The organism is Ruminiclostridium papyrosolvens C7 (assembly GCF_000421965.1).
GTDB lineage: Bacteria > Bacillota > Clostridia > Acetivibrionales > DSM-1351 > Ruminiclostridium > Ruminiclostridium papyrosolvens_A.
Genome location: NZ_ATAY01000009.1, coordinates 1 through 14,888 on the forward strand (window position 1 = coordinate 1; position 14,888 = coordinate 14,888).

Annotated in this window: 10 protein-coding genes and 1 pseudogene; 10 read left to right on the forward strand and 1 reads right to left on the reverse strand. The window is 34.9% G+C overall.

Translation table 11 applies throughout. From position 1 onward, the window contains the following. Positions 1-1,114 precede the first annotated feature (1,114 nt). Positions 1,115-3,511 carry a sugar-binding protein gene (locus L323_RS22735; protein WP_020813940.1) on the forward strand — a complete coding sequence of 799 codons (2,397 nt, stop codon included), beginning with the start codon at positions 1,115-1,117 and terminating at the stop codon, positions 3,509-3,511. 186 nt (positions 3,512-3,697) lie between these two features. Here L323_RS22735 and L323_RS41560 read toward each other — a convergent pair. Then, positions 3,698-3,880 (reverse strand): annotated as a pseudogene (locus tag L323_RS41560) (MFS transporter); the annotation flags it as partial. Between L323_RS41560 and L323_RS41230 the strand changes: the two are divergent. From L323_RS41230 to L323_RS22785, 9 genes are all read left to right on the forward strand, one after another. Next, positions 3,855-4,064: a hypothetical protein gene (locus tag L323_RS41230; protein ID WP_020813941.1), complete on the forward strand. Its 210-nt coding sequence runs from the start codon at positions 3,855-3,857 to the stop codon at positions 4,062-4,064. The pseudogene L323_RS41560 and the gene L323_RS41230 overlap by 26 nt on opposite strands. Before the next feature lie 765 nt (positions 4,065-4,829). Then, a complete protein-coding gene (locus tag L323_RS22745) occupies positions 4,830-5,654 on the forward strand; it encodes an acyltransferase domain-containing protein (protein WP_020813942.1) in 825 nt (274 codons plus the stop codon). A 78-nt stretch (positions 5,655-5,732) separates the two neighbouring features. Further along, positions 5,733-6,086, forward strand: coding sequence for a DUF2200 domain-containing protein (locus L323_RS22750; RefSeq protein WP_020813943.1), 354 nt, complete (start codon positions 5,733-5,735; stop codon positions 6,084-6,086). 541 nt (positions 6,087-6,627) lie between these two features. After that, positions 6,628-7,833 (forward strand): DegT/DnrJ/EryC1/StrS family aminotransferase, encoded by a 1,206-nt coding sequence (locus tag L323_RS22760; RefSeq protein ID WP_020813945.1) that lies wholly within the window; start codon positions 6,628-6,630, stop codon positions 7,831-7,833. 32 nt (positions 7,834-7,865) lie between these two features. Continuing rightward, complete coding sequence (locus tag L323_RS22765) at positions 7,866-9,020, forward strand: DegT/DnrJ/EryC1/StrS family aminotransferase (RefSeq protein ID WP_020813946.1); 1,155 nt, start codon at positions 7,866-7,868, stop codon at positions 9,018-9,020. Positions 9,021-9,047: 27 nt separating this feature from the next. Continuing rightward, positions 9,048-10,127, forward strand: coding sequence for a 3-dehydroquinate synthase (gene aroB / locus L323_RS22770; RefSeq protein ID WP_020813947.1), 1,080 nt, complete (start codon positions 9,048-9,050; stop codon positions 10,125-10,127). Positions 10,128-10,481: 354 nt separating this feature from the next. Beyond that, positions 10,482-11,321 (forward strand): CvfB family protein, encoded by an 840-nt coding sequence (locus L323_RS22775; protein ID WP_020813949.1) that lies wholly within the window; start codon positions 10,482-10,484, stop codon positions 11,319-11,321. A gap of 113 nt (positions 11,322-11,434) precedes the next feature. Continuing rightward, the gene (locus L323_RS22780) at positions 11,435-13,264 is read left to right on the forward strand and encodes a sensor histidine kinase (RefSeq protein WP_020813950.1); all 1,830 of its coding nucleotides are present in this window, start codon (positions 11,435-11,437) and stop codon (positions 13,262-13,264) included. Further along, the gene (locus L323_RS22785; protein WP_020813951.1) at positions 13,245-14,819 is read left to right on the forward strand and encodes a response regulator transcription factor; all 1,575 of its coding nucleotides are present in this window, start codon (positions 13,245-13,247) and stop codon (positions 14,817-14,819) included. Before L323_RS22780 ends, L323_RS22785 begins: the two co-directional genes overlap by 20 nt. Positions 14,820-14,888 lie beyond the last annotated feature (69 nt).

The window sequence follows — 14,888 nt, forward strand, 5'->3', positions numbered from 1 at the left end:
CGTTAAAGAGGTAATACTGATGACAAGATGTGGCTTTGAGGATAAAAAGTAGGGTTTGACCACAAGATATTGTGATTTTGGAACAAAAATTGAGCTGAAATAGGGACTCGAAAGTGCACTTTTCGGCCTGATTTTTTGGCCGATTTTATAGAGGACAAAGAAGATTTCAGAGTCCATGCTTGAACTATTAATAGCATGCCAAAGGGATCTGTCACTTTAAAAAGCGTGTAGATAAACAGGAATTTGTTGATTTCTTAAAACAGTCCTTCTGTTTATGCAAGCTACGGTTTTGGCAGTGTATTGGATTATGATATAGATATTGAAGACATAACGATTTGATGAAAATTGTAAAGAAGGATGATATGGGTAACCCCACTTTTGCTATGGATTGAGCAGGAGTGGGGTTTTTAGTTTTGCACATAAATCAATATTAGCAATATTGATTTATTTTACAAGTATTGTTGGCTTGAAAGAAATTATAATAGAACTTTTATAAAACGGTCAATTAATTAGCGGTTCTTTTTTAAATAGAATTTATAGAAATTTATAAAAAATGTAATATTTTATGTAAATAATAGATAAATGCCGTTTTACAGCGCCTATTTTATTCTAATAAGGTCAGATAGTATGATTTTTAAAATGAGCATCCAATTACTTTGTGATAGTATAAATATGGAGAAAATACGTGAAAATATTCCTGAAATAGGTCTTATACCCATAGTGGATAAAAATCCCCAAAAGGTACAAGAAATAAATAATAAGATAACTTAAAAAACCTCCTGATAATATGTTAAATACAACATATTAAGTCAAAAGCAAAAAAATGTTGAGTTTATACTTCAAAAGTTATGGTAATTAGTTCAAAATTGTGATAGTTGTGGGTTGGATAAAAATACAATGTAAGTATTAAGTTATAAAGGTTTGTAAATAACCAATTTTTCCAAAAGTAATTGCGTTTGGCTTTGTTGAAATACTTGAGAAGATCTTTGAAGCAGTCTCTGAAGAGCTCTAGGAGTCATTGCTTAAAGATATATTATATAGTTTTGATATTCAATGAAGATCAAGGCTATAGAAGGTAACCTTAATATTTATTCTATCAGGAGGATTTGAGAGTATGAGAAATCTCAAAAAGTTAATTGCAATAGTCTTAGCAATATGCGTACTCGCAACATTATCGATACCTGCATTTGCTAACGCACAGACTGATGCACAATATTTGGAAAAGCTTAATGTAATTAAAGGTGATGGAAATGGTGTAAATACCGTTTACCTTGCAAAAGGAACTACAAGAATTCAGGCGGCAGTAATCTTTCTTAAATTGTGTGGATTAGAGGCAGAGGCTCTTAAATTTTCATCTAAAGAGAACTTTGCTGATGCTGATTTATTAGCATGGAAAGAAGGAAGAAATATTTTAGCATATCTCAAGGCTAATCCGCAGTTGGGATGGGTTGGTATGGGCGGAGGCAGATTTGATCCTAACGGCCCGGCGACCGCTCAGATGATTTACAAGATAATTCTTGAAGCATTGGGTTACAAAGCAGGAAAAGACTTTACGTATGCAAACACAATTAAGTTTGCAGCTGAAAAGGGTCTTACCAAGATCAGTACTGTAAAAGGTCAGATAAGCAATGCCAATTTGGTAACTGCACTTAAGGAAGCTCTTGATAAGCCAGTTGCCGGCGGAACGAAGACTCTTGCTCAAAAGCTCGGGTATGATAAGGCAACTAATGGGGACCAAGGGACTCCAAGGGTTACAGTAGATGCTAATGGTTTAGATGCCAGCGGAAGAGTTGTTGCTTACTATGGCTCGCCGGATAGTATTGACGGAGACATTGAAGGTGCTTGGAAGCTTGCTGAACCGGTAAAATTTACAAAGCTAAGTTCCGGCAGTACGAATACAACAGCAACCATGAGGGTGTTGTGGGATGATAATGCTGTTTATTTCCTGACTGAAGTAAAGGATGCTAACGTTTCCGATGCTTCCAGTAATGTTTATGAAAAAGATAGCGTAGAATTTTTCCTGGACGAAGATAATAAGAGATGTGGGACATATGAAGGCGATGATAGTCAGTTTAGAGTTAATTTTAAAAATGAGAGATCCACTGACCATGGTGATTTAACAAATCTGTATACAGCTGCAAAGACAGTAGCAGGCGGTTATGTAATTGAAGGCCGCGTTGCATTATCTCAGACCCCGGCCAATGGTAAGGTAATGGGTATGGAAGGTCAGATCAATGATGCAACAGGAAGTACAAGAATAGCTACTATGAATATATTTGATACTACGGGTACTGCTTATCAGGATACAAAAAAGTTTGGTCAAATGCTTTTAACTGGTAAAGGCCTCAATTCTGTATCAAAACCAAACTTTTATGATTTGAAATCCTTAGTCATGAGTGCAAAGGATATCGAACTGAAACGCTATTCTAATGGTAATGCAGTTGACACACTAATTAAAGATTCAGAAGCTGCGATTGCTAACAAAGCTTCAACACAAGCAAAATTTGACGACTTGCTTATTAAATTACAAGCTGCCATTGATAATTTGGTACATAACGACTTATCCTTTGATGAAAAAGAGTGTAGAGATATACCAAAGGCATACAAGACGTCAGATCCTGAGAGCATAAGAGGATCTATCGTAAGAGTTGACTACAAAACAAATACTTACGATCAAGAGGCAAAAGCTTTAGACAAGTATATGCTTGTATATCTTCCTCATGGATATGATGCCAACGATAAAAATAAGAAATATGATATAGTATACCTGATTCATGGTAATTCCGAGAGTCAGCATACTGCTTTTGGCGGTGTTGGTCAGAATACTGAGCTTATGAGAGCAGTTGATAATTTGATTGCTGCTGGTAAGATGAAGCCAATGATTATCGTTACTCCTACTTGGTATAATACAGCTCCATATACTGCTGAGAGACAGAACGAAGATGGAATGTTCCGTATTAAGAATTTCCATAATGAATTAGTGAAGGATATCATACCTACAATCGAAGGAAAATTTAATGTATATGCTCAGTCTAACAATGAAAAAGACTTGCTTGCAGCAAGAAATCACAGAGCTGTTGCTGGATTCTCCATGGGTTCTGCCTGCACTTGGTATAACTACATTTATAGCATAAATTATTTTAAATACTATGTTCCAATTAGTTTATGGTGCTGGCAGGATGTAGACTCAATAAAGAAAGAAGGATATAATTTCACAGGGACCGATGATGAGATCAAAGCTAAATATTTAGCTGAAATCGCTAAAAAAGCGGGTTATACAAAAGATGATATACGAATCTTCTGTGCAACAGGTACAGCTGATTTAGCTTATAATGGAATGAATTCCCAGATTGCTGAGATGAAGAAACTTACTGATACGTTTGTTTATTCAGCAGATCTTAGAAAGGGTAACTTCTATTACATAACATTGAAGGGCGGAGCTCATAACTGGACCTGTGTGGATCGTTATTTATACAATATCTTGCCAGATTTGTTCTTGGACAACAAATGATTACGTCTTAGATGAAAAAGGCGAAGCAGTTTCAGTAAAGTGAAATAATCTTAGAAAAGGAACAGGAAGAGGTATAATTAATTTCTCTCCTGTTCCTTTTTTTGTGTCACGCATGGAGCACACCTAGGCGATGGAAGTTCGCTATGGGGTAGGCCTTAAATACTTTTGGCAGTGTACTGGATTACGATACGGTGCATAGGAACAGAGGGCCAACAACGAGGTGGTAAGAGCCGACCCTTGCTGCTGATAAGACCAGATTACCAGCGCAAAGTTGGTCATTGCACTACCAAGTGCCGAAAATGACTGTGTAATCCATAAAATCAGGAAAGTATGAAGCTCCCCGATGTTCGTTTTTAAATTTTTTATCAATAACAGGGGCAGCAAAAAATATAGTAACGCATCGAAAACAAAAGCTACATTAGAGAATTGCCTATTAGCTGATAAATCAGAGTTTGGTATTAGTGATTTAACCAAATCAGTACTGAATCAGATGATTGAACGGATAGTCATCAAGGATGAAAGAACTACACGGTGTACTGTAAATCCGGATTAATCATGGAAAAAGACTTTATCAATACAATTGAATAATTGTTCAGAATAAAGCTCTCAAACCACAACAAGTTTGAAAGTTTTATTGCGCACAATTTTTACTTACTGGTAAAGTTGTAGTAGCACTTCAAAGTGTCTGACAGAAATGATAGTTTCCGATGTAAAGTGCGGAGGTTAGTATTCGAAAAGGCGAATCATTATAACCCGTTTTTAGAGAAAAATACCCCTCCACCAAGAAATTAGTGGGTCTTCACGACATCATTTTTGTCCACGCAACACACGTTTACACGGCGGCTTTACCCTTATGGTACCGTCCGTGGACTATACGGATGTACTGTAAACGACAGTAGCTTTAACGTATATGTTGAGAGAAAGGTTGCAATTCCGGATGGTGTTGATCCGTTGAAAATCACAACGGGTATTGTAGTCAATTTAACCTAAAAATGTATAGTGTACAATAAAATAACCTTCTCAATATAATTATAGCATGATGTGATAAATTATTGCAGACTGTTTATATTGTATAGGTACGCTTATAATAACATAATGAGCTAAAATTAATATCTGTTTTGTTAATTAACAAAAGGGAGGACAAAAGCAGGTATTCAAAATTAGCTCATGATGAAGAATGTCTTCAAATGTTGGTCCGTCATTGATAAGCTAATACATCGAGTAGAATCTCAATATTAGGTGCAGGCTATGGAATTTTGTGCGCATTGTAATATTAAGAAATTAAATTAAGATGAAAAGAAAATGGAGAAAATGCATAATGAAATTAATCGAGCTTTGTAATTTGCTAGAGATACAAATGGAAGTTCAGGAGAAGTTAATTGAGTTCGAGAAAAATATAGATTTTAAAGGTATGGAACAGGAGTTAGAGCAAATGAAGCACCCGGAATGTTGGGAGGGTGCACTTGAGCGCTTGAAATCTTTGTTAGGGTCTGATGAGGATGGAATGAAAATTTTAACCTGCCAGTTACGTTGTGTATGTGATACTTATGATAAATACGAGGAACTTGGTATATCGAAAGAAATATTTATTGCTACCATGAAGTTTTTTACGAGATTTCTACAGGACCATAAGGATAGACATGGAAGCTTTCGTTATGTCTGGGCGTGGTGGGCTGTTCGTCAGATTTCTATGGTGGAATATCGAATTGGAGAGCTTGAATATGAAATGAGAATGAAAGACAATCGGTTCTGGATTGATATTCATATACCGGCGGATGCCGATATGACAATTGGCAAGCTTCGCAAATCCTATCTGGAAGCATTAGATTTCTTTAAGAAGTATTATCCTGATTTTGCGGGAGTAGATATGGTTTGTGGTTCATGGTTACTTGCACCAACATTAAAGAATGTTTTGCCTGAAAACTCTAGAATATTGCAATTCCAGAAATCCTTTGAAATTGAACATATTGAAGAGGATAGTTTAGGTTTTATGGATTGGGTATATGGAGGCAGAGATATTCCCTTAGAGGAATTGCCGGAAGATACTACCCTGCAAAGAAATCTTAAGACTTATTTACAAAATAACGGTAAGATAGGGTGGACCACTGGAAAGCTGATTTCTAATCCTTTTTGTGAGGGTTAAAAGATTGTATATATGAAACGGTCTTGGATCTTGGAATTCAACAAGTAGAAAATTTTAACATTATTAGGAGGAAGTGCAATGTCAAATCATAAAATCTATTCAATGAGCTTAGCAAGTGTCTATCCACTCTATATAGCAAAGGCGGAGAAAAAAGGACGTACTAAATCAGAAGTTGATGAAATTATTCGCTGGTTGACGAGGTATACTCAGGATGAGATTGAGGAACAATTAAAAAAACAAACAGACTTCGAGACATTCTTTAAAGATGCTCCCCTCCTAAACCCATCACGAACTTTAATAAAAGGAGTTGTTTGCGGTGTTAGGGTAGAAGATATTAAGGAGCCGATAATGCAGGAAATTCGGTACTTGGATAAGCTGATTGATGAATTGGCAAAGGGAAAATCTATGGATAAAATACTTCGAGAGAAATAATTATTAATTATACACGTTCTTTAATCTACCCCAATTTCCAGGCCAGAACAATATATAGCGATATTGAGACATTAAAGAATGTCCGGCATATGACAAAGGGTTCAGAGATTGATTACATTAGCTGGAAGTATTCAAACCCCTATGCTTTAATAAAGACCGGCTCTGAGCTATTTGTTGATTACGTCACAATCAGTGCAAGTGCACAGGAGCAGCAAGTAGGGTGGAATCGCGAGAATAACTCCCGTCCTTATATGGGACGTGAGTTTTTTTATTATCCATACAAGAGGTTGTTGAAAGCATTAGCCCCGTACTGGCCAGAGGAGCATTAGCAGGAGAAGTTGATGGAAAGGTACCCTAAATTGAGATATGGAGTAAATTTTTGCAATATTTAAACACCTAGTTATAAAAAACAATTTTGAACAAAATATGGGAGTTTTATGTTCACTTTGCAGGAAAATCGTGGCTTGAGATAGAAAACATATATAATGTTGAATTATAACGAATTTATATTTATTTGATTAGAAAGTAGGGAAAAGTGAAAATGAAGGTACTAGCGAGAGATGGAGGAACTCCATTTAAACAAAAGCCATTTCCAAACTGGCCCATTTACGATGAACGTGAAATAAATCTTGTTACTGATGTAGTAAAAAGCCAAAACTGGTGGAGGGTGACAGGAAGTAAAGTTAAAGAATTTGAAAAGAAATTTGCTGAATTTCAAGGCTGTTCATATTGCCTTGGAGTTACCAATGGTACAAGTGCAATTGAGCTGGCACTTTCAGTATTCGGTATTGGTGAAGGGGATGAGGTTATTGTACCCGGAATGACGTTTATTTCAACTGGTCTTGCAGTTACTAACTGTAACGCAACTCCTGTATTGGTTGATATAGACCCGGATACATTGTGCATTATTCCTGAAAAGTTTGAACAGGCAATTACACCTAGAACAAAAGCGGTAATTCCGGTACATATGGCAGGACATGGATGTCGTATGGAGGAGATTTGTGAAATAGCAAAGAAAAACGGCATCATAGTAATTGAAGATGCTGCTCACGGTCATGGAGGGGAATGGAAAAATAAGAGACTCGGTTCCTATGGCGATATTGGAATATTCAGCTTTCAAAACGGAAAATTGATGACCTGTGGTGAAGGCGGAGCAATGGTTACAAATAATAAAGATATTTATGAAAAGGCATATGTAATTCAGGATGTTGGAAGGCCAAAAAATGACATAATTTATGAACATGTAATACGTGGTGCTAATTATAGAATGAATGAATTCCAGGCGGCACTTCTTTTGGCACAGATGGAGCGTGTTGAAGGTTTGAATCGGCTGCGTGAAAAGCATGCAACAGAGCTGGACAAACTATTTGCAGATGTAAAAGGCATTAGGCCGCAGGGGAGAGAGGCAGATGCTACAATATTTACCCATTATATGTACATGTTTTACTATGACAAATCATTTTTTTCGGGATTGCCCAGAGAAGAGTTTGTTGAATATCTGAAGGCTGAAGGAATCCCGGCATGTGTTTGTTTTCCTGTTTTATCAAATACGAAGTTTTTTGTTGAAAACGATTTTAATGGAAGAAATATTAATTATGACAAAAAGAAAGAACATGACTTAACTAATGCAAATAACGCCGGAGAAAACATGGTATGGCTTCATCACCGTACACTGGAGGGAGATGAAGAGGACTTAAAGGAAATTGTAGGTGCGGTGAAGAAAATACAAAATGAATTTAATAAATAATGTAAGTTGACTTAACCTATTTGGAGGTATTTATGCAAGAAAGTAAAAAAATCACAAATATACCAAAGTGGCCATTTGCAGATGAAATGGAGGAAGAAGCAGTAAAGGAAGTTTTATCATCAGGAAGCTGGTGGCGTAATACAGGAACACAGGTAAAATTATTTGAAAATGAATTTGCACAATACCACGGCTGTAAAGGTGGTTTTACAGTTGCCAATGGTACGGTTGCTTTGGAAATTGCCTTAAAATCTTTAGGAATTGGTGAAGGCGATGAAGTAATTGTTCCCGATTTTACCTTTTATTCAACAGTGTCTGCTGTATTAGCAGTAAGAGCCATCCCGGTATTGGTAGATGTAAAAGAAGATACTTTTTGTATCGATCCGGAAAAGATAGAAAAGGCAGTAACCGATAAAACAAAAGCTGTAATTCCGGTACATATGGCAGGGCAAATAGCGGATATGGATGCAATTAATGAAATTGCAAAAAAACATAATCTTTTTGTGATAGAGGATTCTGCACATGCACATGGCGCAATGATGAAAGAAAAAAGTGCAGGTTCCTTTGGCACAATGAGTACCTTTAGTTTTCAAAATGCTAAACTTATTACTGCCGGAGAGGGTGGCATCATACTAAGTAATGATGAAAAGCTGCTTAATCATGTACTGCTTGAAGCCAATTGTGGAAGAGCTGAGGGAGATACGACCTATCAGCATGTTTTGATAGGAGGCAATGCAAGATTGTCGGAAGTACAAGGGGCAATATTAAGAGTACAGCTTTCAAGACTGTCTGAGCAAATCGAATTGAGAGAAAAGAATTATAAATATTTAGCAGAAGGCTTAAAAGATATTCCAGGAATTGTTTTGCAGGAAACAAATGAAGCTATGACGGTTCATCCTCATTATATGGTAATGTTTTATTATGATAAAAACGCTTTTGGCGGAGCATCCAGAGCAGAATTTGTTGAATATTTAAAGAATGCCGGAATACCCGTAAACCGCTCCTATGAATGTATCCATAAGCTCCCTGTATTCAAAACACTGCCTCTAGAAGCATGGAGAATGGATGGAGCTTGTGCTAATTCCCAACGCATTAGCGATGAGGTTGTCTGCCTTAGCCATAATATACTCTTGGGAGACGAAGCACTGATAAATAGCATTATAGATGTAATTCGCAAATTTAATTCATAAATTTATAGAATCAGGGCTAATATTATTATGAAAGAATTAAAAGTTAATTTAAAAGAATATTCTTATCCCATTGTTATAACAGAAGATTTTTCATTAATTTCGAAGTATGCTCATAATAAGAATAAATGTGTAATTGTTGCAGACAGAAATGTGGAAATGCTGCACATAGTTGAGCTTAAAGAAGCTGTAAACAAACATTTTAAAGAAGTGTTTGTTTATGCTGTTGAGCCGGGTGAAAAAAGTAAATCCTTAGATATGACACAGAGATTATATACATTTTTTATCGAACATAAAATTTGCAGACATGATGTGGTTATGAGTTTTGGCGGCGGAGTTATTGGTGATCTTGCAGGATTTGCAGCGGCCACTTATATGAGAGGCATACAGTTAATTCATGTTCCAACCTCTTTACTGGCACAGGTAGACAGCAGTATCGGCGGAAAAACTGCTGTAAATCTAAACCAAACAAAAAATATAATAGGAGCATTTTATCAACCAACTCTTGTATATTCAAATTACAAAGTACTTAAAACGTTACCAAAAGAAGAAGTGAAGAACGCAACGGTGGAAATACTAGTTCATGCAATAATTAAGGATGCAGAGTTATTCCGCTACATAGAAGACAATCTGGATAAGATTTTAAATCTTGAACCTGATATTATGGAAGTACTCATTGCATGGAACTGTGATATCAAAAAAAGTGTAATTGAACGGGATGAGAAGGATTTGGGTGAACGTGCAATTTTAAATTTCGGACATACCTTCGGCCATGCTATTGAGAGTGCCATGGATTACAAATATAAACATGGCGAGTGCGTTGCTTTAGGTATTATGGGAGCATGTTATATTTCAGAAAAACTTGGTTTATGTGAAGGTTCTTTAACAATAAGAATAAAGAATATTCTCAAACGGATAGGTGTATTGAATAATATACAGGATTGTGACCAAGAGAGAGTGTATTATTTTCTGCTACATGATAAAAAGGTGAACTGTGGAAATATTAATTTTGTGCTACCAATTCAAATCGGAGAAGTTGTTAAACATGAAATAAAAGATTTATCACTTATAACGGATGTTTTTGAAAAACTGAAAAATCAGAAATGGTAAATTAAATATGTGGTGACTAGGAATGTGAATTTGATAGATTCACATTCTTTTTTTGAGAAAATTTTAACATTAAGGAGAATTTAAGTGTATACTAAGGAAGATTATATATGGGATACGTTTGGCAATTTGATAAAACTGTTTTCAGCAAATAAAAATAGGGTATCCTAAGTATGGGAAAATAGTAGAATCCTATTGAAAGGTGTGAAATGAATGTCATTTAAAAATCCGGATAAGTTGAAGAAAAAGAAGAATAAAGTTTGGAAGGATACCAGAGCTCCTAAGTTATCCAAAAAAATTAAAGCAAAGAAACCTAAGGCTAAAAAATAATAAGATAATTTATTAAGGACGGGACACATGATTGAATTAGGGAAAAGCCAGAAACTGCAAATAGTTAGAAATACCCAGATTGGGGTATATATGAACACCAAAAGTGATAAAAGTAAGGATGACATCCTATTACCAAAAAATCAGGTGCCACAAGATGTTGAAGTGGGCGATGAAATAGAGGTATTCGTTTATAAGGATTCTGAAGACAGAATGATATGTACAATGAAAAAACCAAAGATTACACTTGGTGAACTGGCTGTTTTACAAGTAATACAAACTACAAATATAGGCGCTTTTCTGGATTGGGGATTGGATAAAGACTTGTTTTTACCTTTCAGAGAACAGGTGGGGAATGTTAAAACAGGTGATTCATATTTAGTTGCATTGTATATAGATAGCAGCAACAGATTATGTGCAACTATGAATATATATAATCTGTTAAGCAGCGAATCACCATATAAAGAAAATGATAGAGTTAATGGAACCGTCTATAGTATTAGTAAAGAGTTAGGGGCTTTTGTGGCTGTAGACAACAAGTATCAAGGTCTGATTCCAAATAAGGAATTGTACGGTAATTATAAAGAGGGCGACAGCGTTAATGTACGAATTAAAAAGGTAAGGCAGGATGGAAAGTTGGAATTGAGCCTTAGAAATGAGGCGTATAACGAAATAGAGAGTGATTCTCAAAAAATCATGGATATGTTTAAATTAAGTGGCGGAGCTATTCCTCTCAATGACAAAAGCTCTCCTGAAGCTATAAAAGCTGAACTGAACATGAGTAAAGCAGCTTTCAAAAGAGCTGTAGGAAGGCTATTAAAAGAGGGCGCCATTAAAATAACAGATAAAGGTATTGAAAGGATGTGGTGATTTTATGTAAAGCTAGTCATAGACAATCTACATATGATATACTACCTGTGACAGTTATATCACTTCGAATAATTTATTTATACTAATCAATTTTAGCATATTGGGGTAATGATATGAGGAACAGTCTAAGGTATCCTTTTTATAGAAACTTGAGTTTGAAGAAAAAATTGTTATTTTCATATATCCTTTTAATTGTAATTCCCCTGGTAATTCTGGGATTTTACTCATATTATTACTTTTCTAATACTTTATATGAAAAAGTTGTTATAAGTTCACAGGAGAGCAATGCACAGATAGTAAAGAATATCGATAATTTCTTAACAAGTTTGTCAAAAATATCTGAATTTCCCAGTTTAGATGATACAGTTAGCAGCATTCTTCGAAAGGATTATAGTAAATCTGAAAACAAATTCGTTGAAATTTTAAATGATGTTGAAGCTGCTAATGCATCCCTTTATAAGGGTGTATTCTATATGAATGAATACATAGGTTCTGTTACAGTTGTTCCAAACAATATTGATTATGTTTTTAATGTAAGCATAATACCTAAATATACAATTAGCTATCCGGATAAGTCACAGAAATGGTATCAGAATATTTTAAAAGCTGAGGCAAAAGCTGTAATATTTGGTATCCACAGGGATTTTCTTCAGTCAGATGGTGAATATGTTATATCTGTGGGAAGAAGCATTGTAGACCCGTTCACTAACAAAAGCTACGGAGTAACGGTTTTAAACGTAAAGGCCGACAGAATTATGACACTGTGGAAAGACATTTCACTTACACCCGAAAGTAAATTTGCAGTAATTGATAACAAAAATAATATAATCTACGGCAGCGGAATAGGAGTCTCAGGGGAAAATATCAGCACTATACCCGGGTTTTCTAAAGTCATTAACCAAGATGGCTCCACTGAAACAACAATCGACGGTGAGGATGTTTATTTAAATATTGCTACATCTGAATTATACCAATGGAGAGTGGTCAGTATAACTCCAAAGGATGAATTGTTTAGTGAGATATATAATATCAGGGATATAACTGTACTTCTCTGTATCGTGCTGATATTACTGGCTTTGAGCGTATCTACTATCATTGCTACCGGTATAACAAGACCTGTATTAAAGCTTAAAAATTCCATGATATCCGTTGAAAATGGAGATTTAAATGTTACTTCATCTATTTCCGGAGGAGAAATAGGTGAGCTTAGCTCCGGATTCAACAGAATGATATCTAAAATGAGAAATTTAATTCAAAAAATATATGAACAGGAAACTGAAAAAAGAAATGCCGAAATTATTGCGCTACAATCACAAATCAGCCCGCATTTTCTTTACAACACCCTTAACACAATAAAGTGGATGGCTAAAATACAGGGTTCAACTGGTATTGTAAATGCATTAGGCTCATTAATTCAATTGTTAACCTTTGCATCCAAAAATACGGATAATCTGATAAGTATTCGGGAAGAACTGGAGCAGCTTAATTATTATTTTGATATTATGAACTTAAGGTTCAATGATAAATTCTCTGTTGAATATAAAATAGATGATGAAGCGCTGGAGTGCATGACACTAAAGTTTTTATTACAGCCAATCGTTGAGAATGCCATTATACACGGATTTGAAGATTTATCCGGTAATGGAATCATTAATATTACCATTGTTAGAAATGACGACAGAATCATCTATGATGTAATTGATAACGGTAAAGGTATTGACCGGGAAACCGTAAGGAAAATACTTTATAGCGAAGAGTACAGTTCAAAAAAGAAGTTTAGCAAAATCGGACTATATAATGTAAACAAAAGGATAAAGCTAGAGTTCGGGGAATCCTACGGTGTAGAAATACTGGCAGAGGATGGGGAAAACAGCAGGGTGCATGTTGAGATTCCGGCTATTTTAATAACAGGGGAGGAGAAAAATGAAGATTCTGATTGCTGATGACGAAATGCTTGTAAGAGCAGGACTTAAGTCTTCAATTAATTGGGAAAAAGAAAACATTGTTATTGTCGGTGAAGCAGATAATGGCGAAAAAACATTAAACATGGTGGCTGAGCTAAAACCTGATATATTGCTGTTGGATATTAATATGCCAATAATGGATGGAATAGAGGTTTTAAAAGAACTAAAGAAGAGGAAAGAGGAGTGTAAAGTTATAGTTCTAAGCTGCCATGACGAATTTGAGTATGTAAAAGACGCTATGCGGTATGGTGCTCTGGACTACATACTAAAACATAAAATTGAGCCTGAAAGTATTATTGATATATTAAAAGAAGTCAAACAAACAATTGAAGCTGAGCGTAAAGAAAACGATACGGAATATATTGGGATAAGGCCTGCAAAAGAGCTGATATACGAAAAGAATGAATTTTTATGTAAATTATTAAAAGGTTATCAGTTTAAGGATTATGAGTTAACAAGATATTTAAATACGCTAGGGTTAAAACTCAGTAACAAAAACATTATATGTATCCTATTTGAAGTGGACAACTATAAAGAAGTTTTAAACAGGTATAACAGCTACGAGAAGGAACTTCTGCAAGTTTCAATTGAGAACATTTCAAAGGAATTGTTAAGCAATGTAAATGGAAGTGAATTTGTAATCAAGGATGACAATCTCTATGCTGTTTTACTTAGTAATATTCAAGAAACAAGTGAGCAAAATATCTTTCAGAATACTATTACGTTGATAAAGAGATTTCAAAATACTTTTAAGAAATATTTAAATGTAGAGTTAACCTTTGCTGCCAGTGAAATGTACAATGACTTGAACAATACCGGAATAGCTTTTGAGAAGGCACTTCTGTCCCTAACTCAAAAATTCTTGTTTCCTGATAATTACTACTTTTTTGTAAACAATATAGATTTCAGAACTCCCTTTTGTGTAAATTCACTTGTCAGTTCCGACGAAATATTGGGAGAGAACATCAGCTTTGAAGGTGCTTTAGATTATTTGATTAGTGCTTTAGAAGGATTGAAACCAAATAAATATGTAGACATAAAATCACTTAAAACATTTTTGTCAAGAATCATATATTCATTAACTAGCAAGTTTTTAGAAGATGAAAGTTCATTTGTTAATGAAGATTTATGGGAAAATATCAATGATGTAATTGGCTATCTGAAGAAGCTCAAAGAAAGGTCCGGCAGTTTATTGGCTTCATCCACAGAATTGAGTAACTATTTAGTCAGGGAGACTGTTGCATATATTAATAAAAATTATGAAAAAGATATCAGCCTTAAGCTACTGAGTGATTATCTTAATGTAAGTGAAGGTTATATCAGCAGGCTATTTAATAAAGAAATGAACATGACTGTATCCAACTATATAAATATTAAACGTGTTGAAAAGGCAAAGGAACTTTTAAGAAAAACTACGTTAAAAAATTACGAAATTGCGGAAAGAATAGGGTATAAAAACCATATGCACTATAATATCGTATTTAAAAAGTTAACAAACTGTACCCCTTCAGAATATCGTAATAAATTATTATGACAGATGAAAGGTTACATTACGTAACCTTTTTTTATATTTTTAGTTTAATGACAATTATATTAACAAAAG